Origin of the sequence: Rhodococcus erythropolis NBRC 15567 (assembly GCF_001552595.1) — a bacterium.
Taxonomy (GTDB): Bacteria; Actinomycetota; Actinomycetes; order Mycobacteriales; family Mycobacteriaceae; genus Rhodococcus_F; species Rhodococcus_F erythropolis.
Window position 1 is genome coordinate 241,646 of the sequence record NZ_BCRM01000001.1, and the last position, 24,848, is coordinate 266,493.

The window sequence follows — 24,848 nt, forward strand, 5'->3', positions numbered from 1 at the left end:
CTGCTGCATATCGCGGTAGACGAAATCGTCAGTGCTGAAATGTGATTGAGGTGGACAGACTGTGAAGGCCTCGTCTCCAGATTGCAGTTCGGAGGCGTGACTAGATTCGCGGTCTCACACGCTTGCCGACAAAGGCTCAATTACCCGGTTACATACCTGTTTTGCGGACCGATACAAAACGTCGGTGTACTCGGTGCTGAGCGGAAACAGGTAGTTGAACAGGCCATTCGACCCATGTGCAGACGAGCGCCGATTGGCATGCTGGAACAACACCGAAACAGGGTCTCTCCGAGATTCAAGCTTGCGGCACGCCGGCGCCTCCTGTTGATCGATTGGCGCACCCTTATGAGGGAGATGTGTCGCGCCCCGGGCCGCTGTCTGCGCCCCGGGATGAGCCCTCCTGCGGAATCCAGAGAATCGGATACCGCAGGAGGGCATTCTCTCGACCTTCGATTGACCGCACGAAAACCGGACGTTTGGGGGACAATGATCTGGGGCGATCACCTGGGGCGAGAAGTCGAGGAGATGTACATGTCCGAGGCCAAATCCGAAAGCACCGAGTCTCTCGCTGGAACGACACCGCCGGCAAAGACACCGCCGGCCAACACACCGCCGACGGAGCCGTCGAAACAATCGGTGCTCAGGCGGTACTACCCGGCTGCGGTGCCCGTCATCCTCGGCTTGATCATCTATTTCATGCCGGTTCCGGACGGTGTGGACCCCAAGGGCATGCACATGCTCGGAATCTTCGTCGGCACCATCGTGGCGTTGATTTTGCAACCACTGCCGACGGGTTCGGTGGCGCTGGTGGGCCTGTCCATCGCCATGATCACCCAGACGGAGACGCCGACAGAAGCGTTGTCCGGCTTCAGTAACACCACGATCTGGCTGATCGTCGCATCGTTCTTCATTGCCGAGGGCTTTCTGGTCACTGGACTCGGCAAACGGGTTGCGCTCATGTTCGTGACCAAACTCGGCAAGTCGAGCCTCGGATTGTCGTACGGAATGGCGTTGACGGACTTGATACTTGCTCCGGCGACACCGTCGAACACCGCCCGCGCCGGTGGCGTCGTCTATCCGATCATCGTCTCACTGAGCAAGTTGGAGGACTCCAATCCCGAGCCCGAGGATTCTCGCAAGAAGCTCGGAGCATATCTGCTGCTCACGTCGCTGCAAGTCAACGTCGTGACCTCCGCGATGTTCATCACCGCCATGGCGGGTAACCCCGTCGCCGTCGATGCGGCTGCCAAGATCGGCATCGACATCTCGTGGGGCAAATGGGCGCTGGCAGCATCGGTTCCGGGAATTGCGAGTCTCATCGCGATCCCGTGGGTGATGTCGAAGATCTTCCCGCCCACGATGTTGAAGACTCCGAAAGCACCCGAGCAAGCCAGGGAGGAACTGCGCAAGGCAGGTCCGATCAGCCGCAACGAGAAGATCATGGCCGCCACCTTCGTTCTGCTGCTGGTGCTCTGGTGCCTGGGCTCGCAGCTCAACGTCAATGCCACTACAACAGCATTTGTCGGAATCGGCATCCTGTTGGTGACCAAGGTGCTGACGTGGAACAACCTGGTCCACGACACCGGGGCGTGGCAGACGCTCGTGTTCTTTGCCGTTCTGGTCGGTATGGCAAGCCATCTCGAAGAACTCGGCGTGATCTCGTGGATCGGAACCCAGGTCTCCTCGAGTGTCGACGGTTTGCCGTGGATCTGGGCTTTTGCGATCCTGACCTTGGTGTACTTCTACGCGCACTATCTGTTTGCGTCGAACACCGCGCAGATCGTCGCGATGTACGCGGTGTTTCTCGGCGCGGCGGTGGCAACCGGTGCACCGCCGCTGTTCTCAGCCCTGGTATTCGGCTTCATCGGCAGCCTGTTCGGCGGTATCTCGCACTACGCGTCCGGTCCGGCCGGAGTGATTTACGGTTCCGGATACATCAAGACCTCGGAATGGTTCCGAATCGGTTTCGTGATGAGCGTCGTGATCATCCTGATCTGGACGATCATCGGCGGCGCGTGGATGAAGCTGATCGGCGCCTGGTGAGGCTCAGTTGTCCTTGCGCCGCAATCCGAATCGCATCGATTCCTTGTTGACAGCGGCAATCGCGGTCAGCGGTATCTCCGCGGGACACACCTCCGCGCATTCACCGTAGGTCGAGCACGGCCCGAAATCGGCCTCCATCTGGTGCGACATCGCTCGGGCCCGCTTGCCACGTTCGTTGCGGCCCTGCGTGACGAGGGACAGGTGGGTCAGTTTGGAACCGGTGAAGAGGTGCGCGGCACCGTTGGGGCAGGCTGCTACGCAAGCGCCGCAGCCGATGCACGCGGCGAAGTCCAGTGCAGCTTCGGCACTTTGATGCGAGAGCGGCTGGCTGTCTGCGTCCGGTGCAGTTCCCGCATTGACCGATACATAGCCACCGGCTTCGAGGACCCGGTCGAGAGCCGAACGATCGACCACGAGGTCGCGGACCACCGGAAAAGCGGCGGAGCGGAACGGTTCCAGTTTGATTCGGTCACCGTCGGAGAAGCTGCGCAGGTGCTGACGGCACGTGGGAGTGTTCGCAACCGGCCCATGGGGAACGTCGTCGACCGTGATGCCGCAGGACCCACAGATCCCTTCTCGGCAGTCGGAATCGAAGGCGATGGGTTCGTTGCCGCTCTCCACGAGTTGGTCGTTGAGTCGGTCGAGAAGTTCCAGCAGTGACATCTCCACTGTCGCGTCGTTTACTTGGTAGGTGTCGAATGCACCGGACGACTCCGGTCCGGATTGGCGCCACACGTCCACGGTGATTTTCATACGTAGTTCCTCGTCTGCAGTGGAACAGCGGTGAAGGACAACGGCTCGTCGTGTCGAATGTGTCTGCCGTCCTTGGCGGTTTCCCACGCGGAGACGAAGCACCAGTCTTGATCGTTTCGCTGTGCTTCGCCGTCGGGAGTTTGATGTTCGGCCCGAAAGTGCGCTCCACAGGACTCGTCACGATCGAGAGCATCGACACACATCAGTTCGGCGAGTTCGAGGAAATCGGCTACCCTGCCGGCCCTTTCCAGCTCCTGGTTGAACTGGTTTCCGCTGCCGGCGACTCGTAGGTTCGACCAGAAATCGCCTCGTAATGCTCGGATTTCGGAGATGGCCTTGGTCAAGCCTTCGGCCGTTCGGGTGACACCGCAACCCGCATAGAGGATCTCGCCCAGTTGTCGATGAAACCTGTCGGGGCCGTGTGTTCCGCCGACCGAGAGCAGCAGGTCCACCCGACCGCTCACGTCACTGAGCGTTGCCGTCACAGCGGGATCGGAAAGTTCGAGAGGTGCTGATCCGAGCAGCGGCGCAAGATAATTCGGAATCGCGTACGGGAGGGTGAACCAGCCGTCGACGCATGCCGAGAGCAACGAATTGGCGCCGAGGCGGTTGGCCCCGTGGTATCCCCACCCTGCCTCGCCACCGACGAACAAGCCGGGGATGGAGGTCATCTGGTCGTAGTCGTTCCACAGTCCTCCCATGGTGAAGTGGGCTCCGGGGGCGATGCGCATCGGCACCGTATAGGGGTCTTCGCTGGTGGCGTCGCGATACATCGAGAACAGATTTCCGTATCTTTCCTCGATGGTCTTGCGGCCGAGCCGTGCCAATGCGTCGCGGAAATCCAGGTACACACTGTTTTTCAGAGGGCCGACGCCGTGACCGGAGTCGATTTGCTCGCGGGCGGCCCGTGAAGAGACGTCGCGGGGAGAGAGGTTCCCGAACGCCGGATATTTGCGCTCGAGGTAGTAGTCGCGCTCATTTTCGGGAATGTCGCCGGGTTCGCGATCGTCTCCGGGCTTGGCCGGTACCCAGATCCGGCCGTCGTTGCGTAGTGATTCGCTCATCAGAATGGTTTTCGACTGCCACTCGGAGTTGACGGGAAGTGCCGTCGGATGGAATTGGATGAACGAGGGTGAGGCAATCAGCGCGCCGCGTCGGTGCGCTCGCCATGCGGCGGTGGCGTTGGAGTTCTTCGCAAGTGTGGACTTGTGGAACACGGTGCCGTACCCACCGGAGGCCAGCACGACGGCATGGCCTGTGGTGGCGCCGATCTCACCGGTCACGAGATCGCGTGTGACTATCCCTTGTGCTCGGCCGTCCGAAACGATGAGATCGAGCATCTCGGTTCGGGTGTGGAGGTTGACCGTTCCGGCTGCGATCTGACGTTGCAGTGCCTGCGACGACGCTATCTGCAACTGCTGGCCTGTCTGCCCGCGCGTGTAGTACGTGCGCGACACCTGTACGCCGCCGAAGGATCGGGTAGCGAGAGTGCCGCCGTACTCACGGGCGAACGGTGCTCCGATGGCATTCATGTGATCGATGACGCGTACGGATTCTTCTGCGAGTCGGAAGCAGTCGGCCTCGCGGCCGCGGAAATCGCCGCCCTTGACGGTGTCCTTCACGAAGCGGGCGATACTGTCGTTGTCCACCTTTCGGGCACGAGCGGCGTTGATGCCGCCCTGCGCGGCGACGCTGTGTGCACGGCGCGGTGCATCGTGGAAGGTGAAGGATTCGACGTGGTAGCCCAGTTCACCAAGTGAGGCGGCGCAGGCCGCGCCGGCGAGTCCGGTACCGACGACGATGACCGTGAACTTGCGCCGGTTGAGCGGGCTGACGAGCTTGTAGTCGAGTTTGCGAGTGGGCCAGGCTGTCTCCGGATCGCCGGCTGGGACCTTACCGTCCACCGGCGTCCCGATGCTGCGCAGATCGTCGAGTTCGAAGCTGTTCACTTATGACGCTCCTGTCTTCGAGATGACGCCGGTCATCACCGCGATGGGGATCGACATGTTTCCGACCATCACGACGAGCGCAAAGATTCCGGAGAGTGCAACGGCAATCTGGCGCAGCCGTTGGCCGGTCACGCCGAGATCGTTGACCGCACTCCAGAGTCCGTGCGCGAGATGCATTGCCAGCAGAGCCATCGCGACGATGTAGAACGACGCCACCAGTGGACGCTCGAAGCTGGCGATCAGGTTGTCGTATGCGTAACTCTGCGTGCGCGTGGCTGCTTCGTACTCGGCGCTGCCGATGGGTCGGGTTCCGGTCGTGAGGTCGAGTATGTGGAAGATGACGAACAGCAGCAGCACTGCTCCGGTGACGGGCATTGTGCGCGCGGTAAAGGACTTGATTCCCAAGCCTTTACGTCGAAACTTCCCTCGAGCTCGGCGGCCACGGACGGTGAGCAACCAGGCGCACCAGACGTGTGCGACCAATGACGCGAGCAAGACGATGCGAAGAATCCACAGAAGTCCCTCGTATGGCAGGAAGGGTTCGAACACTGTGCGTAGCCAGTGTGCGTAGTCGTCGAAGTGATCGGCCCCGGTGTAGACCTTCAGGTTTCCGATCATGTGGACGAGCACGAAAGCGGCGAAGATCAGTCCCGTCACGGCCATCAGAATTTTGCACGTGATATTGGACGGCCGCGGTCGAGCGCGAGGTGAATCGCCGGTAGCTCGCGATACACGGGTCGGAGCACTCACAGACAAACCTCCCACGCCAGACTTGCCGGACAGGTGCCGTCAGCCTAAGCCCGATCGAGGTTTTCGGCCAACGGATCGGTGCCCGACTTGTCTGTTAATGCAGGTGAATGGGAGTGTAGGGGTGCTCATTACCCGAAAGTAAGGAACCTGTGAACGATGTTTGACTCGACGTGGCGACGGTGGTCATGGCGCGCCGGAACGGCATCGGCCCTGGCAGTGGCCTTGTTTGCGGTGGGGTCGCCGGCTGGTGCGCAGGAGACCGTCGACCTGGCCGACGTGTTCAACCCGTTGGTCGTGAAGGCACTTCAAGGCGCTGATATCTCTACCGAATTGACGCCACTCGGGCTCTCGTCCGACGATCCGTGGTTCGACGAGCCCGAAATCGAGCCCGGCACCGCCCCCGGAACCCTTCTCAAAGCGCGTCCGGTCAGTGTTCAGGTCTACCAGGTCCGCCCGGACGTGGTCTCGGCTCACCAACTCATGTACACAACCACTGATCACTTCGGTCGCCAGGTGATCAGTACCGGAATTCTGATGATCCCCGAGGACGGAACTGCGCCAGGCGATCGCAAGATCATCGGATACGCCGAAGCGAACGACAGCCTGGGGGCGAACTGCGCACCAAGTCACCAGTGGACCGGCGGCAATCAGAGCGACCCGGCGATGTTCTCGGCGCTCGGCCCGGTGGCCCAGATGTTCGGTCACGGCTGGGCAGTGATGATGAGCGACGTCGGCAACGACGGCGACACTGCTCCCCATCCGTTCTCGATCGGACAGTTCTCGGGCAAGGCAACGCTCGACGGCGTTCGGGCAGCACTCGCGCTTCCGGAGGCCGGTCTCGAATCAGACACCCCTGTGGGCATCTACGGTGTCGCCGGCGGCGGTGTCGCAGCGGGCTTCGCCGCGGAACAGGCGCATGACTACGCGCCGGAACTGAACGTGCAGGCCAGCGCCATCCAGGCGATGATGATCGACCCGGCAACCTTCGAGGAGACGGCGGCCGGTGGGATCGGTTCCGGCTTCGTCTTCTCGAGCATTCTCGGATTCGACGCGGGCTACCCCGACGTTCGGCTCGACGATCATCTCACTCCGATCGGTCACAACGTCGCCGCAGCATTCCGCGCGTCCTGCCAGGCGCTCTACCTCGGACTCCCGTTCGTTCCCTTCGACGTCCTGCTCACCAACCCGGCGCCCCGAACGATCCCGGCACTGGCCGCGGCGTACGCGGACAACACGTTGGGAAAGCAGGCGCCGGCCTCGAAGCTTCTGATTTCTTCCTGTGAGGACGACTTCCTCGTTCCCTTCAGTGAGGCAGAGCAATTGGCGCAGACATATCGAGCAGACGGCGGCGACGTGGACCTGCTCCCGTCGCAGTGCGGGCCGCTCGATTACGTGACCAACCTGTACAAGACGGTGACCGATCAGCTGGGTATGCAGGACATCGCCTGGCTGGCGAAGACGTTCGACGAAGCCGAAGGGAAATGAGTATGCGGAAGTCTTTGACACGCAGGGATTTCGCGCGCACAGTTCTCGTCGCTTCGGCAGGCATCGGCGGTGCGGTCGTACTGGGCGGCCGGGCGTCTGCGGGTACCGGTGAACTCGACAGGTACCTCGACCTGGAAGCGGTGAACGCAAACGCCGAAGCCGCGGGGGGTCTGCATCCTTCACTGCCGTCGGATTCCGCGACGCTGCGGAGTTTGGTCGATACCGCCCGAGCATCGGGAGTGGCTCCGCACCGCTATCAGACACTGCTCAAGCAGTACTGGCTCGCAGTCGGGACGGAGTCGGCAGGTATCGATCTCGCTTCGTGGACTCCCTTCGACGGTGTGCACGCGAATCTCGGAAACCTCACCAACACCTTCCAGTTCTACGAGCGACTGCAGCTCGAGCATCAAGAACTGCAGTGGGCAGGCATGGGCGGAATGGTCGGGCCCGCTTTTGCCGGTGGACTCCTCGACTTGGACTACGGGCGGGTTGTGCTGGAAGTCCAAGCGATCAGCGAAGCGATGGCACTGGTGTGGCGAGAGATCGACCGCATCGGGTCGCCGGTCGCAACGTCGATGGGAGCACCCGAGGACGTTGCGGCGCTTCTCCAGGTCGGCCACGACATCCGCCCCGAGGACGTGATGTGGTTCCAGGGGAAAGTGATTGCGATGAGCAAACACATCTTCTCGGATCTGATTCCCATGCACATGGCGTGGGTTCACGACGGTGTCGACGGCATCGCCGAGCTCGATCGGGCAGGGCTGCTCGACGAGAACGCCCGTATCGCGTGGGACAACATTGCTTCGGGGACACCGGAGTCGGTCTTCGACGGCAATGTGCGTCTACTGCGCCGTGAGCAGTACCAGTCGGTGGGTGATCAGTGGGACGAGGCGAAGGCCTACCGCGGCAGCGTCGGTCGCTCGTTGACCTACCTGACCACCTTCGCCGCATCACCGTCCATGCCTGGCGTCGTACCGCCGCGTGAGTCGAACCCGCTCTCGTTCGCGGTGGGCAATACCGTTGTGCAAACACCGCTTCCGGACTTCAACTGGGCGGACCGGGACGGTCGTTGGACCTACATCAACGGTCAGCTGCTCTCGGTCTACAACAACCTGATGAACAATCAACCGGAACTGTGGCGAGCGACGCTGGCAGCGCCCGTCTCCGTTCGGATAACCGAGCAGAGAATGATCGCTCGCTTGCCGGACATGTTGCGGTCCATGCTGGCAACTCTGGCGATCACGGTCAACTGAACTCGGCGGTGGCGGGGCCTCGGGGCCCCGCCACCGCCGTGAACTCCTGGGTCAGGCCTGGCTCAGCTCCGCTTGCATACGCGCGGCGTCCTTGCCGACAGTGCGAGTGGCCAGATAGATGAATACCGCAGTGAGCGCCAACATGATCGGCACGAGATACATGGCCGAGTTCAACCCGTCGCCGGCGTACTGAGCCAACTTCCCGGTACCGGCATCGGCAAGCGCACGCTTGGCGAACCAGTCCGAAATCGCGCCCACGGCAACTGGTCCCGAGAATCCGCCGAGAAGATACATGGCAGCGAAGAACAACGCCGTCGCAGTGCCTCGGAGCCTGGGAACCACGACGTCGTGAATGGCAGGGTAGACGCTGATGTAGAAGCCGTAGGCCAACAACCACCCGGCCGAGAATAAGAGCGTGAACATCACGACGTTCCCGCCGTGCTGCAACAGTGCCAGTGCCGTCAAAGGTGCTGCCAATGCCGAGGTTCCGACACCGATCATCAACCGTGCGCGCGGTGAGCGTGCGCTGGCCTTGTCAGCGTAGCGAGCGCCGAGAAGCAAGCCGATCAAGCCCGTGATTCCGACGATGATGCCGGTGACCGATGCCGCAGCAGTCAGTTTCAGGTGGTACTGGCGCATCAGAAGCGGGACGACAAACGAATTCACTGCGTAGGCGGCGAAGTTGAACGTCAGTCCGGCAAGGATGAGCCAACGAAGCGTGGGAATTGCGAGCAGACGACGGATCGGACGGGTGATCGGTGCCTGTGAAACAGCGGCTGCGCGGGCCTCCGGACTTTCGGAACCACCACGAACCGGATCTGCCATGCGGTAGAGCACGACTGCCAGCAGGACACCGGGAATCGCCGCGAGGAAGAACGGTGCACGCCAGCTGTCGAATGCCTCGGCGATCTTGCCGACGGTGAAGTAGGCGAGCATGAGGCCAATCGGCAAACCGAGCATGAAGACACCAAGTGCGCGTGAGCGTCGTTCCGCCGGGTAGATATCACCGATCATCGAGTTGGCTGCAGGTGTGAAGGTCGCTTCGCCCACGCCGACGCCTAGACGCGCGAGGATGAACAGCACATAGCTGCCGGCGGCACCGGTTGCTGCCGTCAGTCCGCTCCACACCAGGAGTCCGATCCCGATGATCTTGGGACGGTTCTTCGTGTCGGCCAACCGGCCCAGAGGCAGCCCTGCGACTGCGTAGACGAGGGTGAATGCAGAGGTGATCAATCCCAATTGCAAGTCGCTGAGCGAAAACTCGTTCTTGATCGGCTCGGCAACGACCGAGGGGATCGCCCGGTCGAAGAAGTTGAGCATGTTTGCGAGAAACAGAGCGACGAGTGTGCCGCCGAGAAGTTTGTCGCGTGTTCCGACAGGGGCGCCGTCGATGGACGGCAGCGGCGGAGCGTCTCGTTGAATTGACATGATTGTTCCACCCTTTTCGCGAGTGCTGAATGAATTGTGTTGGGGGAGAGGCTCAGGACAGAGCGTCGGCGACGGTTTTGCCGATCGCCTGCATCCCGGCCGCAGTGGGATGCAGTGGAACCGCCGGCTGGGTAGGGACGATTCCGGTGTAGTAAGCAGTGGCAGGGTCAGTGCAGATGTCATGCCCGGCAGTGGCTTCGGTGATGTCGATGTACTCGACGCCGTGACGGGCCGCCGTTGCTGCCATGACCGTGTTGCCGTAGTCGATCACACTCTGGAGATAGTCGGCGTCGCGCGGCCAGAACGGCTGGGTGCCGGGGCATCCGTCAGCGGCGATGTATGTTCCGTATCCGATCACGACGATGCGCGCCGAGGGCGCTCGGTCGCGAACCGATTCGAGCATGGAACTCCAACCTGCGGAGGCATTTTCGACCAACTGTCGCTGTTGGTCGACGCCGCCTGCGGTGAACTTGTCACGGCAGGACGTTCCGGTGGGTTCGGGGAGAGGATTTACGCAGCTCAGAACTGTCGGGAACAACGAGATGTCGTTGGCGCCGATTGTGATGGTGACGAGGTCGGTATCGGGCCCCAATGCTGTTTCCTGCGGCGGTACTTGACCGGAGAACGTCGTTTGTGCGGTGTCCGTGACGTTGGCGGATCGCGCCGACGAGCAGGTCACATCCGTGAGGTGGGCGCCGAGTCTTTGCGCCACCACGGAAGGGTAGTTGTCGAGTGATCGTAGGCAGCCCGGCGCCGATGAATCTTGTTCGGCGACCAGCGGGCCGGCCGCCGCGGAATCGCCGAGAGCGACGTATTGGATGGGGCTGGCATGCGTTTCGGCATGTGACACACCGGTCCCGAGTGCCGCGATCGAACCGGCAGCCACGACGCCTGCCAGAATGGCTGCGCTGTGCGTTTTCCACGTCACTCGAGGCTCCTATTTGGTCGAAGGTGGGACTTCCAGGTACGCCGCTGATTGTGAATTCGAGAGTGGCGTGGGTTACATAGTGATAGGAAAAAGGCAGGTCGGCCTTGTGGTGGCAATTCAATTCTGTGGAGGGTTTTGTGTCAGGAAACAAAGGTCTGCCGTTCGAACCGATAGTGGTTGGCGGCAGATCTCTAGCCGACCGATTGGCGCAACGCACCCATCCGCTGGTCAATGCGACGGTCGATCTGGTCCACCGCGACGTCACCTTCTACCGGTTGCTTCCGGACGAGGCGTTGCGTAACGACGTGACGACCATCGTGAGGCGAAATTTGGAACTGTTCATTTCGATGCTCCGGACGGGCGCAGATCTGGCGCCCGAGTTGCTCGCCGACATCAGCGAATCGGCTCGTCAACGGGCGCAGGAATTGGTTCCGCTCAGTGAGGTACTGCGCGCATATCACCTGGCAGCAGGGTTGTGGTGGGAGACGATCAGCGAATGGGCGGTCCCGGAAGACGGTGTTGCACTTGCCCGCACCGGACGACTCCTGAATGCATACACCGCGGCCTCCACGTCCGCGGTTCTTGCCGGCTACGGTTCCGACCACGCCACCCAGACGGACGAGGATTCGGCGCGAAGGTCCCTGTTCGTAGCACTTTCGACGGGTGTCGACGTGGATCGCGTCTCCGACGAGGTGGGAATCAGGTTGGCGCGCCTGTACTGGGTGGTGGCTCTGCACGTCGAGCGGAATGACGACGAGTCCTCGACCGAGGTGGACACTGCCGTCGCCGAGCGGAGGAAGGTGCGCCACCTGCAACGAGAGCTCGATCAGGTGGGACGTGACAAAGCCCTCGGGGTGCTCGGGAGCAGCGGCGGAGCCGTACTGATTCCCATTGTGGAATCGGAACCTGCAGAGGGAAACTGGGCGTCGAGTCCGCAGTATTTGTCATTGTGTCGACGTTTGGGTGATCTCGAGAAGGTCATCGGTGCATCGACGGTTGCCGCTGTACACGTCGCGGCGCCCACGGCAATTCCAGCGGCGGTCACGCAGGCGCGCGAGGTGCTGAACGTTGCCCGAAAGTACGGACGCACCAGTGGGGTCGTCCGTCTCGAGGATCTTGCAGTGGAGTATCAACTGACCCGCTTCAGTGCTGCGCTGCCGATACTCGCAGATGTGTTGTTGCCGTTGGAGTCCGATAGCGCGGTACTCGAGACGCTCGAATCTTTCATCGACTCCGGATTCGATCGAGCCGCCACCGCCCGGCAGCTACACGTACATCCGAACACAGTGGTGTACCGCCTGCGAAAGGCGAGTTCCCTGACGGGACTTGACCTGTCGTCTCCGAAGGATCTTGTGCAAGTCACCATGGCGCTGGGAGCGCGTCGCGCAATCGGTATGGAGGCGGACTCTTCCCAAACGTGATGCGTCTGTGGTTCTCGGTGAACGAGCCGGAGGGCTGGCGATCCGGTGGGGAGACATGGCCAGGCGCCGTATGTCGGGCCACCCACACACGGTTCGGGTGGTCCGCCCGTCGAGACCCGGCAGAGCTTGTCGGTTTCGCGAACCCTGAATTGATCTTCGACACCTCGGCCGGGACGGGGCAGGAACACCTGGATGCAACATCGTGATCTGTGACAACGAATTGTTGCCGTTCCGCGTTGTCAACCTTCTCGGTGACTCTGCTGCTCAGATAGGTAATGCGGCGGGCGCGTCGATACGAGATGCTGGTAGATGACGGTTTCGAACCCGAATTGTTGCCCAATATTTATGTTTAGTCTGTGTGACGGTCAGTGAACAGTAAATTTGAGTCAAATGATGCAACCGTGGCGAAATGTTCGCTACCGTGTGCTGGACAACCGACAATCTGGGGGTTCGGCTACATGGCAAATGTTCGCAGGTCTGTGACGAAGGGATTGATCGCTGCTTCGGTGATCGCCGCAGCTGGCGTGGGCCTTTCGCCGGCGACAGCGAGCGCCGACATCACACCGACCACGGTCGTCAACGGTATCTTGTCGACTGTCGGCGGCTGCCAGACGCCGGTGCGGTCTCTCATCCTTGCGTGCACGGGTGCTGAGACGCTGACGCGCCAGTCGCCCGTGCTGCTCGACCTCAACCCGGTGGGTACCAACATCGTCGTCTTGGGCGCCGGCCTCTTCGACGACGGCACGATGCGTCCGATGCTGGTCGACCGACTTCAGGCGGCGCTGCAGCTGGCTCGTCAGTACCCGCAGTCTCCGATCATCACGAGCGGTGGGGCCCCGAAGGCCGGAGTGACGGAAGCCAGGGCGATGCGCGAGTGGCTCGTCGCCAACGGCGTCGACCCGGGCCGGATCACCGAAGAAGGAACGTCGTGGTCCACGGTGGAGAACGCGCTCAACTCTGCGCGGATTCTCGCCGATCGAGGAGCAACGGGCGTGGTTGTGGTCTCGAGCGCCAATCACGTGGAACGCGCGATGGTGGACTTCCGGGTTGCAGTTCTCGGCCGGATCCCGGTCGCAGGCGTGATCGCTGCGACCTGACGCACCCAGCTGCCCATACAGTTCCGCGTACCGCCGGAATCACCCGGACGGTACGCGGAACTGTTTCTGGGTTGCTACTTTCGTCGTTGCAACTCGTCGTCACCTTCGGTCAGAAGCGCAAGTTCGGCATCGACGGTGTCGGAATCGATCTCACCGGGAACGGCGATCTTCGCCAGGAGTTGCTCGTCACCACTTTCCGTCCGAAGCGCCTTCTCCCTGATGAAGGCGATCGCGATCAGACTCAACAGAGCCAGGATTCCGGCGATGAGGAAGACCCGTGCGGTGGCATCGCCGTACGCAGCGCGGACCACATCCTGGATCGCTTCGGGTAGTTCGTTGAGGTTCGACAGCCCTGCGCCGGACCCTCCGGAGGCACTCAGATCGACCCCGATTGCGCTGAGTCCCTTGGTCGTAAGATCTGCAACGTGAGTGGAGAGCACTGCGCCGAGGACGGACACGCCTGCCGCGCCGCCGAGTGAGCGGAAGAACGAGACCGTCGAACTTGCGGTGCCGAGATCGCTAGGCGCGACGGTGTTCTGAACTGCGAGAACAAGATTCTGCATCACCATGCCCATCCCGGCGCCGAGCACGAAGAGGAACAGTCCGACCCAGAACATCGGCGTCGCGTGATCGATGGTCGAGAGGAGGAAGAAGCCTGCCGACATTGCGACGGCACCGGCGATCAGGAAGCCCTTCCAGCGCCCGAACTTCGTGATCATTGCCCCGGACAGGCCGGCGGAGAGCATGGAACCGATCACCATGGGCAGTGTCAGAAGACCTGCGGCAGTGGGAGAGTAGCCGCGGGCAATCTGGAAGTACTGACCCAAGAACACTGCTCCGCCGAACATTGCGACGCCGACGGCGATGCTTGCCAGCGTCGCCAGCGTGGTAGTCCGATCTCGGAAGAGGCGGAGCGGAATGATGGGTTCCTTGACCTTGCTTTCCACCCACAGCGCTGCGGCGAGCAGCACGACGCCGAGTCCGACGAGGAAGAACGACATCGCAGAAGCCCACTCGAAGTTCTTACCTGCCAAAGTGACCCAGATCAAAAGAGTGCTGACACCGGCGGCAATGAGGGTTGCACCGACGTAGTCGATGCTGACGTCCTTCTTGACGATCGGGAGGTTCAACGTACGCTGCACGACGATCAATGCGATGACTGCCAGCGGCACGCCGACGAAGAACGTCCAGCGCCAGCCGAGCCAACTGGTGTCCACGATCAGGCCGCCGATCAGCGGGCCGGCGACTGTCGCGACGGACATGACGGCTGCGATCGGTCCCTGGTATCGACCACGCTCACGCGGGCTGAACATCGCCGCGATCACGATGATCACGAGGGCTTGCAAGCCGCCGAGGCCCAGTCCCTGAACAGCGCGGAAACCGATCAGCATGCCGACCGATTGCGACATGCCCGCAAGGATCGAGCCGATCGTGAACAGCGTGATGGACAGCTGGACCAACAGCTTCTTACTCACCAGATCCGAGAACTTGCCCCAAATGGGAGTTGTTGCGGTGGAAGCCAACAGCGTTGCCGTCACGACCCAGGTGTACTGATCCTGGGTGCCGTGTAGTTCGGTGATGATGGTGGGGAGTGCATTCGAGACGATCGTCGATGACAGGAATGCGACGAACATGCCGAGTAGGAGCCCGACAAGTGCCTCGATCTTCTGCTTGTGGGTCATCGGCGCATCGGTCGATGACTGAGGTGGTGGAACGTCGGTAGACGTGAAAGAACTCATGAATATCCTTGCATCGGAGAATGATTCGATCTGATCGTGCAGCGTCGGTCAGTGCGCCGCGTGGGACTCTGGGCAGGTCGAGCGGCGTAGTCGATCGAGTGCACATGCGACGTCGACGGCGTCCTCTTCGGTCCATCCGTCGAGATGGTCGATGAGTCGCTGCGCCTGGGCGCGACGATGGAAGACCAGGGTCTGGACGCCGAGTGGAGTCAAGGACAGGAGCGATGCCCGTCCGTCGTCCGGGTTCGGTCGCCGCTGAATGTATCCACAAGATTCGGCGTGTGTGATCTGTCTGCTCAGCGTCGAGACTGTCACTCTCAACTTTTCCGCCAGATCCGTCGATCTCGTGGAATCTGCGGCCGACAACTGCGAGAGGAGGGCGCCGAGTGGGTCCGGCAACATGCCGGGGGACAGTTGGCGTGAGCCGGTCGACGAAACCTCGCGGTGGCGCCGGACTAGGGCGCGAAGGTTGTCGAGGATTGCCTCGGCACTGTCGTGAGTGATCACGGCCACCCCCTCGAATAGTTGATATTTGCAACTATAGATCAAGTTGGTTGCACTGCACAACTACTTTGTTGTCAGTCCTCGGAACTGCCCAGTCGGTGCAGCAAGGCCGTCAGCGTGGTGATGTCGTCAGTTTCCCATTTTGCGAGTCGGGCGCGCCAACGATCGATCTGATGATTGCGGATCGTCGTGAGCTTCGTCCGAGCCTCAGGGGTCAGGGTCACCAGCTTCGCGCGAGCGTCGTCGGGGTCGGGGATCCGTTCCACCAGGCCGAGCCGAGCTGCGGCATCAATTTGCCTGGTCAGGGTGGACTTCTCGATATCGAGCGTGGAGATCAGGTCGGACATCCGCACGGCATCGGAACGGTTCAGGATGACAAGAACCGGGTAGAGCGCCGGATCGAGTTTGGGATGAATTGCACGCGCATAGGTGCGCGCCTGGGCGCGTCCTCGTTGCCACATGTCGGCAAGTTCCATCTCCAGGCCCGTGATCGGATCTGAAACCACTGTCGTTCCCCTTTGGTGCGATTCGTTCGGTGTTCATCAAACCAGAAGGGGGGCCGGAGTGATTTGGGTGAAGTCACGCTGAGCGAAAGGTACGTTCGGCGTACTGAAGGCGCTGAACGTACCTTTCGCTCGGAAAGTGGGTGGGTCAAGCCACCGCATACGCCCGCACGCACGTCTTCAGGTCGCGGGTGAGATCGGCTGCTGTACTGGTCGGAGAACCGAATTTCACGACGGACCCGTCGCTCCCGTGGAACAACAGCGTCGGAAACGAAGTGGCGCCGAGCCTGCGTGCCCGGACGAAATCGGCGCGGGCGGCGTCCTTCGAATCTGTGGTGAACAGGGAAGACACTGCGGCAGATGGGTCGAGCCCGAGCGATTTCGCTATGGCTCGGTAGGTCTCGGGATCGGAGAGGCTGCGACCGTCTCGGTAGAACGCGGTCTGCATGGCCCCCGCGATGTCGAGTGCGCGAGTCGGATCTTGTGTGCGAAGCGCGGCGAGTCCGATCGCAGCATCCGTCGAATCCATGACGAACCGCCCGTCAGACACCAGTTGTGAATATCCGTCACCGAAAGCGGCGCCGGTCTGGGCTGCGATGGTGGCGTTGGCCGATTTCAGGTACGGAGCCGAAGACATGGGTGCGACGCGTTCACCGGTGAACAGTCCGCCGCTGACCACGGACAAGTTGATGGAATCGGCATTTTGACGGACGAACTCCGTCAAAGCAGGGCCGAAGCCGAAACACCACCCGCAATAGGCGTCGAAGACGTAGGTGAGTTGCGTCGTGCCTGCTGTTTTCGAGCCTGTCGATTGCACTGTTGATTCCTATCCGAGCGCGAACTGATTGATACTCTGACGGTATGTCGCATTCGGGTATTCGGTCACGGTGAAGATGAGTCCCGAACTAGTGAAAAACAGACAAGTACCCGTCCGGGACGTCGGGTACGCGTCTTCGGTGGCTGACGCGACCGAGATCGAAGTACTCAGCCTGGACACCATTCGCATCAACGGGGGTAGTGCAGAGTTCGTCGGCCCCCAACGCCCGCAGTTTCACTTACTCGCGCTGGTGACCGAGGGTTCGGCGCTACACACCATCGACTTCGTCAACTACGCGGTGAGCCCGGGAACCGTGTTCTGGGTCAGACCGGGGCAGGTGCAACAGTGGGGGCGAATCCAGGATTTCGAGGCGATGGTTGTTCTGTTCACACCCTCGTCGCTCGATGCCGTCAGCCAGCAGTTGTTGGACGGGAACGCTCACAGTCGGCGGGCAGCGTGGCAGTTGTCCGGCGAGAACCTCGAGACCATCAGCACGGGTATGAAACACCTGAACTTGAACTACGGTTGTCCGGATACTTCTGCGCCGGTCGTTCGCGCGGCCATTCTGCGGCACACGTTGACAGCAATTCTGTTGAAACTGACCCACCTCGGTGGACAGGAACAGAGTTCCGTGCTGGCGCACAATGACGTGTTCGAAAGGTTTCATGCCGTTGTCGAACGTGACTTCGCCACGGTCCGTTCGGTTTCGGAGTACGCCAACAAGATCGGGTACTCCGAGAAGACTGTATTGCGAGCTACCCGAGCTGCTGCCGGAATGACGGCAAAGCAGTACATCGATCAGCGTGTGGTGCTCGAAGCGAAACGTCTGCTGTCTTTCGGCACGGACACGGTCACCCAGGTGGCGTCGAAGCTGGGGTTCGACGATTCTGCGAACTTCACAAAATTCTTCGCCACCCGGGTGGGTGTTTCTCCGCTGACCTTCCGTCAGGACGTCAGAGCGCGCTGAACGCCGCCCATCGCGCGTCGGCGCTGTCGAGGGTTCCGATGCTGTTCTGCCCCTTGCCATGTGCGATGCCGTCCAGATCCTGGATGATCCAGTAGATGGCAAAAGGATGGCTGCCGAACCAGAGATCGCCGCTGACGTCCAATGCGTGCGCCGGGTCGGGTGTCAGGTTGTCGAACAGTGGAGTGTTTCGCACGATGGATGCGTCGTACTGCTGCCCGGAAAGTACGGCGACGGTCTGCGCCGCATGCTCGGGTAGGAGTTCAGGTGAGACGGGCGAAATCGTGCCGGTGTCTTGATTGTTGGTCGCGTTGACTTCCGATACCGGCCTGGTGAATCCGGCCTCGGTGACCAGTGTGGAGATGGGAGTGGTCGGTGGCACGGTGAACAGGTTTCCGCTGTAGCCGAGAAGGATCGCAAGGCTCTGGCCGGCAGCCGCGGACTTGACGTCTTCGAGGCCGGATTCCAGCTTTCCGATCATGGCGGTTGCTTCGCTGCCTCGATCGAGCTGTGCCCCAGCTTGTTCGAGCACATCACGCCACGGCGCCGAGTACGGGAGGACCAAGGTTGGCGCCACGGAATTGATCTGCGCGAACAGGCTCGGTAGTGGACCGGCATTGCTCATCAGGATCTCATCGGGTTCGACGGACGCGATCTCTTCGACGGCGGGGTTGGCGAAGAAAGTCGGCTTGTCGAGAACTTCGACGCCCTGCTCGCGCAGAATCGACTTGGCGACGTCCGATCGCAGGGTGCTGTAGACGACGGTGGGCTTCACGCCGAGTGCGAGTGCACTCAGCCCCGCGTACTCGTCGAGCGCGAGAATGCGCTGCGGTGAGGCCGGAACTTCGACGGTGCCGAGTTCGTGTGTGACGGAGCGAGTTGCAGAAGCGGTTTCGGACTCGGCGGAGCTGCTGCACGCGCTTGCACCGGCAACGGTGAGGAGAAGCGCCGAGACGATGCCGAATGCGGTTCGGGTGGTGAACATCTGAGGTCAACGATCCATTCGTGGGAAGAAGAAGGACAGGAGGGTGCCGGCCAGCAGTAGGCCGGAGCAGACGAAGAGGGCTTGGGAGTATCCGGAAACCAGTGCTTCGGTCGGTGCGCAGTCCGAACGCGCCGTCGAGGAAGCGGCGACGCTCACGAGAACGGCTAGTCCGAGTGAACCGCCGATCTGACGCGATGTGCTCAGTAGCCCTGATGCCATGCCGACTTCTTCGGGGGGAGCGTCGGCGGTGGCGACGTTACTGAGCGGCATGAACGACAGACCGATGCCGATGCTTGCCAGAAGCGAAGGCACCAGGATGACGGCCCAGAAGGGACTGTCGAGGTTCATGGTCGAAAACATGAAAGTCCCGATTGCGGCGACTGCTGTTCCGACTACGAGCAGCGGTCGAACTCCGTAGCGCGGAAGGAGTTTGGTGGATGCGAGGATGCCGATCACCAGGCCGAAGCAGAAAGGCAGGAAAGCCAGACCGGTGGTGGTCGGTGAATAGCCCAACCCGCGTTGCAGGAAGAGTGAGACGAAGAAGAACGCGCTGAATTGGGCCGCACACACCAGGCACATGATGGCGTTGGCCAGTCCGATTCGGGGTCGAAGCAGGGTGGACAGTCGTACCAGTGGTGTGGCGCAGCGGCTTTCGACTACGACAAAGGCAGTCAGCAGGGCGACCGTGAGTGCGAATCCACCCAGCACGTAACCCGAAGTCCAGGAATGTGATTCAGTGGCGATCACTGTGCCGACAAGGGCGGTGATTCCGGCCGTCGCCAAGATGGCTCCGGGGAGATCGAGGGAGCCACCTCTAGCGGCTTGGCCGGCCGGCAGGCCACGGGCACCTGCGACCGCGGCGATCAGGGCCACCGGTGCGCCGGCGAACATCACCCATCGCCAACTGAGCCCTTCGGTCAAAATGCCGCTCAGGACGACACCGAGTGCGCCGCCCAGTGCTGACGACATTGCGCCGATGCCGAATGCCTTGGCTCTGGCGCGTCCGGTGGGAAAGGCCTGACTGAGGGCGGCGAGCCCGGCTGGCGCGATCAGTGCAGCGCCGACGCCTTGAAGCGCCCGAGCTCCGACAAGCATTTCGGCGGACACGGAGAAGGTGCCGACGATGCTGACGAGGGCGAACAGCAGAAGCCCGGAAACCAGAACTCGACGAGTGCCCATCACGTCGCACAGACGACCGCCGAGAAGCAGCAGTCCACCGAAGGCGAGGGCGTACGCGTTGACGACCCAGGACAACCCGGCGTCGGAAAAGTTCAGCGATTCCTGGATGTCTGGCAGCGCGACGTTGATGACCGACATGTCGAAGGCCACCAGGAACTGCGCTGCCGCGGCGGCTGTGAGGACCAGAGCCGGTGCAGCTACCGCTCGAGTTGTTGTTGTCATTGCAGGTACCTAATTTGTATACGCGTTCTCATAAGTAGTTAGGTTTACCTTGCTGACGACTGAGATGCAAGGGGTTCCCCGGGCGAGAGCGTCGTAGCAGGGGCGCGCACAATCGACGGATGGCCGAAAAGATGGAACCGAGATCACCGCGGCTCGGACGTCCCCCGACGATCACGTCGGAGCAGATAGTCGACGAGGCGAAACGGCAACTCCAGTCCGGCGGCGCCGACGCGTTGAGCATGCGCGCGTTGGCGAAATCGCTCGGCACCACGCCGATGGCGCTGTACCGGCACGTGGGCGACAAGGAACAGCTGATCAGCGCGGTTCTCGATGTGTACTCGCAAGATCTCGGCGCGCTGATCCTGCCGCAGGATCAGGTCGAACGGCTTCGCACGATCTTCACCGCGATCTTCGAAACGCTGGCATCGGAGCGCTGGATCATCGAGTTGCTTCAGCGAGGTGGGCGCGGCGGGGGCGGCGCTGTGGTCTTGGTCGATCGGGCAATGGCCGCTTGTGTCGAACTCGGGATGTCGCCGCGCCGCGCACTGTTGGTCTATCGAGCGCTGTGGAACTACACACTCGGTGCACTGCTCAACATCTACGACACCACCACACGACCGGAAGGCAGTGTGTCACCTCTCGCGGTCAAGATCCGAGAAATCGGTCCCGAGAAACTGCCGGTACTCAGTGAGGTGCTCGAGGACTGGCCGGGAGGGACGACGACTGAGAGTTACCTGGAAGGTCTCGAGGTCTTGATCAGCGGATACACAAATTCCGACTGAGAGTGTTTACAGCAGCCCGTGCCTCGGTGGGATTGTCCCCGACAGCGTCCAGCGGCCGATGTGTTGGACCTTCCACCTCGTCGGATCGTGCAGGGTGTGTGTGCGTGCGTCACGCCAGAATCGCGAGAGGTTCGCTGATTCGCCCGCGCTTCTGGTGCCACCGATCTCGAACAGCGTGCTCGTGGCCGCCAATGACGCTCTGGCACCGACCACTTTGGCAGTTGCAGCGTCGATGGATGCTCGGGCCGTGGAGTCCTCGGTGGGATTACGACGCGCCACGTCGATCGATCGCGCCGCTTCCGCCAAGAGGGATCTGGCAGCGCGAACCTCGATTGCCGCTTCGCCGGCGAGTTGAACGAGCAGTGGATCCTCCACCGCTGTATCGACTTTCGCCTCGAAGAAGGGCCGCGCCTTTGCCGCGAGTTTCACGGATTCGCGCAATGCGGCCGACGCGATGCCGGTGTCGATCGCCGCGTGCAGAATCTGGGCCTGTGCTCCGTAGGTGGTCGGGTGAGTGAACAACGATGTGAAGGGTACGACGTTGAACCGCGGCACCGACACGGATTCGAGTGTCACGGTTCCGCTCGCAGTTGTCTTCTGCCCCATGCCGTCCCAGTCGTCGACGATGGACAGTCCGGGAGTATTCCGGGGTAGGTAGACCGCGGATTTCACCTGTGCGCCGGTCTCGGTGAACTGATCCGCATTGGCGGCACGCACCACGATCCAATCTGCGAAAAGCGCTCCTGTGCAATAGAATTTTCGACCTTCGAGCACAAAGTCTTCCCCGTCGGGTGTGAGAGTCGTGCCGTCGATGTCGATGGTCTTGTTGCCGCGCTCGCTCTGGGCGTTGGCGAACTGCTTACCCGACAACGCCTCGGCGTAGAAGAACTGCTTCTGCTCGTTAGACCCCTGGTACCGGAGCGCTTCCAGGAAAGTGAAGTGGCTGTGCGGAATCTGCGCGATGCTGGGATCGCCCTCGGCGAGTAGGCGGAAGACCTCGGCCAACGTCTCGGTGCTCGCGTCGATGCCACCGAACCCCTTCGGCACCGAGAGCCCCAGCAGACCGGACTGCGCCAGGGTGCGAACCTCGTCGTGGGGAAGGAGGCGCTGCGCATCGCGGACGCCGGCACCTGCCGCGAACTCGTCGGACAGCTGTGACGCTACCGAGAGCGCCTCGTCTTCACTGGTGATGCGGTGCGCGATCTCCTGAATGTCCACAGCAGTCATGCTGCCACCGTTTCACAGTCGCAGCACCCACCCAACACTTACAACCTGTGTGATCGCTACCCTGGAAACCCCCGGGAACTGCATGTTTGCTGGATTCATGTCTACTGAACGTATCGCCGACGAGATCAAGTTCGCCTACTGGGTGCCCAATGTCAGTGGTGGTCTGGTCACCTCCGACATCGAGCAGCGGACCAGCTGGGACTACGAGTACAACAAGAAGTTGGCGCAGACCGCCGAGAACAACGGCTTCGAGTACGCCCTGAGTCAGGTTCGTTACGAGGCGAGCTACGGTGCCGAGTTCCAACACGAATCCACGAGCTTCAGCCTTGCGCTTCTCTTGGCCACCGAGAAGCTCAAGGTCATCGCCGCCGTGCATCCCGGACTCTGGCAGCCGGCAGTGTTGGCAAAATTGGGCGCTACCGCTGACCACCTGTCGAACGGTCGATTTGCCGTCAACGTCGTCAGTGGTTGGTTCAAGGACGAGTTCACTCATCTGGGCGAGCCGTGGCTCGAGCACGACGAGCGCTATCGGCGTAGCGCCGAGTTCCTTCAGGTTCTTCGGAAGATCTGGACCGAGGACGACGTCGATTTCCGTGGCGACTTCTACCGCATTCACGACTTCACGTTAAAGCCTAAGCCTCTGAACACTCCGGAGCGACCCAATCCCGAACTGTTCCAAGGTGGTAACTCGGCGGCAGCCCGTGAGAACGCCGGTCGCTATTCGGATTGGTACTTCAGTAACGGCAAGGACTACGACGGCGTCACCGAACAGTTGGTCGACGTCCGCCGTGTTGCTCGCGAGAACGATCGGGAGGTCAAGTTCGGACTCAACGGGTTCATCATCGCCCGCGACACCGAGGCCGAAGCAAAAGACACGCTGCGCGAGATCATCGCCAAGGCGAACCGTCCCGCAGTCGAGGGTTTCAAGAATGCAGTCCAACAAGCCGGCGCGTCGACCTCGTCCAAGGACGGGATGTGGGCAGATTCGACGTTCGAGGACTTGGTTCAGTACAACGACGGCTTCCGCTCACAACTGATCGGCACGCCGGAACAGATCGCCCATCGGATCGTCGAATATCGCCGTCGCGGTGTTGATCTGATTCTCGGCGGATTCCTGCACTTCCAGGAAGAGATCGAGTACTTCGGGGCCAAGGTGCTCCCGCTGGTTCGTGAACTCGAAGCAGCCGACAGTGACGAGCAGGTGCTCGTCACCGCCGGCTGATCGCCTGGCCTCTCAGGACTTTGCGTGGCGCTTCGCCAGCATCCAACGAGAGATCTTCATGTCCCGAGCTTTTCGTTCGATGGTCAGCAGGTCCAACGGAGCGCTGAATTTCTGAACGGCCAGTGATTTCACACTGCTGAACTCACGCAGCCCATCGGCTCCGTGGATACGCCCGAACCCGGAATCGCCGACCCCGCCGAACGGCAGGGCGGCGATTCCGGCGAATCCGAGAACCGAATTGACCGTGACGACACCGCATTCGAGCTTCTCGGCAATCGCTCGACCCTTCGACGAACTCTTGGTGAACACCGAGGCGCCCAAGCCGTACTTCGACGCATTGGCACGCTCGATCCCCTCGTTCATGTCGGCGACCTTGTTCACCACGACGCTCGGGCCGAACGTTTCCTCGGTGATCGCCGTGGAATCCTCCGGAACATCCGTCAGGATGATCGGATCGATGAACGGACCGTTGAACGAATCAAGTCCGCCGAGTACAGCTTTCGCGCCGCGACCGAGAGCGTCTTCGATCTGGCCTCGGACTATCGCAGTCTGCTTTCCCAGCGTCATCGGCCCGTAGGTCGAGCTGTCGGTGGCGCCGGCGTGGGCGTCCTGAAGCGCGGCGGTGAGCTTGGACAAGAAGGCGTCGTACAGGGGCGCTGCGACGTAGATTCGTTCGACGCCGGCACAGGTTTGTCCGCCGTTGCCCACTGCCCCGAATGCAGCGAAGCTCACGGCCGCATCGAGGTTGGCGTCGGAGTCCACCAGCATGGCGTCCTTGCCGCCGCATTCGGCGACCAGGGGAGTGAGGGTGTCCGCGCAGGCGGCCATCACGCGCTTTGCGGTAGCCGTCGAGCCGGTGAATGCGATCTTGTCGACACCGGACGAACACAGAAGTGCACCGGTTTTTCCGTCACCGGTAATGGTCTGCAGGACAGGGTGTCCGGGCGCGGCGATGTTCCACAGCCGGGCCAATTCGACGCCGACGCCTGGTGAGAGTTCGCTCGGTTTGAAGACGACAGCGTTGCCGGCGGCCAGTGCGTAGCCGATCGAACCCATCGGTGTGTACAGCGGATAGTTCCAGGGGCCGATCACACCGACGACGCCCATCGGCCGGTAGCCGACGGATGCAGACTGATTGGCGCTGATCAGTCCTGCACCGACGCGTCTGCGGCGCAATACTTTCTGTGCGTTGCGTGCCGCCCAGTCGAGATGTTCGACGGCCAGCATGACTTCGAGAAGGGCGTCGTCGCTGGGTTTTCCGGTCTCGGCGGAAATGATCGCCGCCATCGATTCGGCGTGAGTGGCGATCGCGGCGCGGAAATTGCCGAGCACCTTCCGGCGGCCTTGGAATCCGAGTTGATCCCACCACTTCGACGCCGTGCGTGCTGCGGCGACCGCTTTCTCGATCTCTTGCTGATCTGCAATGGGGTGCTGCGCGACCACGGAATCGTTGCGAGGGTCGAGGCTCGCGAAGGTGTGATCGTCCGATTTCGGATCTGTCGACGTGGACGTGCTCTGGCGGCCGAGCTGTTCTGTCATGTTCTTCAGATCCTCCATATGTCGGTGCATCACATATATGTGATGTGATTTACTGTGC

General features: G+C 61.6%; 21 protein-coding genes. 8 read left to right on the forward strand and 13 right to left on the reverse strand.

The genetic code is table 11. The features are described from left to right. Positions 1-531 precede the first annotated feature (531 nt). The gene (locus tag RE4_RS01100; RefSeq protein WP_047889067.1) at positions 532-2,043 is read left to right on the forward strand and encodes an anion permease; all 1,512 of its coding nucleotides are present in this window, start codon (positions 532-534) and stop codon (positions 2,041-2,043) included. A gap of 3 nt (positions 2,044-2,046) precedes the next feature. Here the strand turns inward: RE4_RS01100 and RE4_RS01105 are convergent, their stop codons facing one another. The 3 genes from RE4_RS01105 to RE4_RS01115 are packed head-to-tail and all read right to left on the reverse strand — an operon-like array spanning position 2,047 to position 5,495. After that, positions 2,047-2,796: a succinate dehydrogenase/fumarate reductase iron-sulfur subunit gene (locus RE4_RS01105; RefSeq protein WP_047888993.1), complete on the reverse strand. Its 750-nt coding sequence runs from the start codon at positions 2,794-2,796 to the stop codon at positions 2,047-2,049. After that, positions 2,793-4,745, reverse strand: coding sequence for a fumarate reductase/succinate dehydrogenase flavoprotein subunit (locus tag RE4_RS01110; RefSeq protein ID WP_060937836.1), 1,953 nt, complete (start codon positions 4,743-4,745; stop codon positions 2,793-2,795). Before RE4_RS01110 ends, RE4_RS01105 begins: the two co-directional genes overlap by 4 nt. Beyond that, positions 4,746-5,495 (reverse strand): succinate dehydrogenase cytochrome b subunit, encoded by a 750-nt coding sequence (locus RE4_RS01115; protein ID WP_041816310.1) that lies wholly within the window; start codon positions 5,493-5,495, stop codon positions 4,746-4,748. 156 nt (positions 5,496-5,651) lie between these two features. Here RE4_RS01115 and RE4_RS01120 point away from each other — a divergent pair, with 156 nt between their 5' ends. Then, positions 5,652-6,980: a lipase family protein gene (locus RE4_RS01120; protein ID WP_020971110.1), complete on the forward strand. Its 1,329-nt coding sequence runs from the start codon at positions 5,652-5,654 to the stop codon at positions 6,978-6,980. Between the two features lie 2 nt (positions 6,981-6,982). Continuing rightward, positions 6,983-8,233: a Tat pathway signal protein gene (locus RE4_RS01125; RefSeq protein ID WP_238076620.1), complete on the forward strand. Its 1,251-nt coding sequence runs from the start codon at positions 6,983-6,985 to the stop codon at positions 8,231-8,233. 51 nt (positions 8,234-8,284) lie between these two features. Here the strand turns inward: RE4_RS01125 and RE4_RS01130 are convergent, their stop codons facing one another. Beyond that, positions 8,285-9,661, reverse strand: coding sequence for a spinster family MFS transporter (locus RE4_RS01130; RefSeq protein ID WP_020971108.1), 1,377 nt, complete (start codon positions 9,659-9,661; stop codon positions 8,285-8,287). Positions 9,662-9,713: 52 nt separating this feature from the next. Then, complete coding sequence (locus tag RE4_RS01135; protein ID WP_019745736.1) at positions 9,714-10,589, reverse strand: SGNH/GDSL hydrolase family protein; 876 nt, start codon at positions 10,587-10,589, stop codon at positions 9,714-9,716. A gap of 137 nt (positions 10,590-10,726) precedes the next feature. Between RE4_RS01135 and RE4_RS01140 the strand changes: the two genes are divergently transcribed. Next, positions 10,727-12,010, forward strand: a complete 1,284-nt coding sequence (locus RE4_RS01140; protein ID WP_060938237.1) for a PucR family transcriptional regulator — start codon at positions 10,727-10,729, stop codon at positions 12,008-12,010. Positions 12,011-12,378: 368 nt separating this feature from the next. After that, positions 12,379-13,107 carry a YdcF family protein gene (locus RE4_RS01145; RefSeq protein ID WP_019745734.1) on the forward strand — a complete coding sequence of 243 codons (729 nt, stop codon included), beginning with the start codon at positions 12,379-12,381 and terminating at the stop codon, positions 13,105-13,107. Positions 13,108-13,181: 74 nt separating this feature from the next. Here the strand turns inward: RE4_RS01145 and RE4_RS01150 are convergent, their stop codons facing one another. From RE4_RS01150 to RE4_RS01165, 4 genes are all read right to left on the reverse strand, one after another. Next, positions 13,182-14,789 carry a DHA2 family efflux MFS transporter permease subunit gene (locus RE4_RS01150; protein ID WP_020723618.1) on the reverse strand — a complete coding sequence of 536 codons (1,608 nt, stop codon included), beginning with the start codon at positions 14,787-14,789 and terminating at the stop codon, positions 13,182-13,184. Between the two features lie 105 nt (positions 14,790-14,894). Next, positions 14,895-15,353 (reverse strand): MarR family winged helix-turn-helix transcriptional regulator, encoded by a 459-nt coding sequence (locus RE4_RS01155; RefSeq protein WP_127160023.1) that lies wholly within the window; start codon positions 15,351-15,353, stop codon positions 14,895-14,897. A 71-nt stretch (positions 15,354-15,424) separates the two neighbouring features. Beyond that, complete coding sequence (locus tag RE4_RS01160) at positions 15,425-15,856, reverse strand: MarR family winged helix-turn-helix transcriptional regulator (protein ID WP_019745731.1); 432 nt, start codon at positions 15,854-15,856, stop codon at positions 15,425-15,427. A gap of 145 nt (positions 15,857-16,001) precedes the next feature. Then, positions 16,002-16,670, reverse strand: a complete 669-nt coding sequence (locus tag RE4_RS01165; RefSeq protein ID WP_021345826.1) for a DsbA family protein — start codon at positions 16,668-16,670, stop codon at positions 16,002-16,004. 139 nt (positions 16,671-16,809) lie between these two features. On the opposite strand from RE4_RS01165, the gene RE4_RS01170 reads away from it, so the two are divergent. Next, on the forward strand, positions 16,810-17,637 hold the full coding sequence (locus RE4_RS01170; RefSeq protein WP_021345825.1) for a helix-turn-helix domain-containing protein: 828 nt from the start codon (positions 16,810-16,812) through the stop codon (positions 17,635-17,637). Here RE4_RS01170 and RE4_RS01175 read toward each other — a convergent pair. Then, positions 17,624-18,619, reverse strand: coding sequence for an ABC transporter substrate-binding protein (locus RE4_RS01175; RefSeq protein WP_019745728.1), 996 nt, complete (start codon positions 18,617-18,619; stop codon positions 17,624-17,626). The two genes, RE4_RS01170 and RE4_RS01175, sit on opposite strands and share 14 nt — an antisense overlap. 6 nt (positions 18,620-18,625) lie before the next feature. Beyond that, complete coding sequence (locus tag RE4_RS01180) at positions 18,626-20,020, reverse strand: MFS transporter (RefSeq protein ID WP_031333843.1); 1,395 nt, start codon at positions 20,018-20,020, stop codon at positions 18,626-18,628. Between the two features lie 119 nt (positions 20,021-20,139). Between RE4_RS01180 and RE4_RS01185 the strand changes: the two genes are divergently transcribed. Next, positions 20,140-20,802, forward strand: a complete 663-nt coding sequence (locus RE4_RS01185; RefSeq protein ID WP_060937839.1) for a TetR/AcrR family transcriptional regulator — start codon at positions 20,140-20,142, stop codon at positions 20,800-20,802. A gap of 6 nt (positions 20,803-20,808) precedes the next feature. Here RE4_RS01185 and RE4_RS01190 read toward each other — a convergent pair whose 3' ends face one another. Next, positions 20,809-22,029 carry an SfnB family sulfur acquisition oxidoreductase gene (locus tag RE4_RS01190; RefSeq protein WP_060937840.1) on the reverse strand — a complete coding sequence of 407 codons (1,221 nt, stop codon included), beginning with the start codon at positions 22,027-22,029 and terminating at the stop codon, positions 20,809-20,811. 97 nt (positions 22,030-22,126) lie between these two features. On the opposite strand from RE4_RS01190, the gene sfnG reads away from it, so the two are divergent. Beyond that, the gene (gene sfnG / locus RE4_RS01195; RefSeq protein ID WP_024487492.1) at positions 22,127-23,251 is read left to right on the forward strand and encodes a dimethylsulfone monooxygenase SfnG; all 1,125 of its coding nucleotides are present in this window, start codon (positions 22,127-22,129) and stop codon (positions 23,249-23,251) included. Positions 23,252-23,263: 12 nt separating this feature from the next. Here sfnG and RE4_RS01200 read toward each other — a convergent pair whose 3' ends face one another. Then, a complete protein-coding gene (locus RE4_RS01200) occupies positions 23,264-24,808 on the reverse strand; it encodes an aldehyde dehydrogenase family protein (protein ID WP_127160065.1) in 1,545 nt (514 codons plus the stop codon). Positions 24,809-24,848 lie beyond the last annotated feature (40 nt).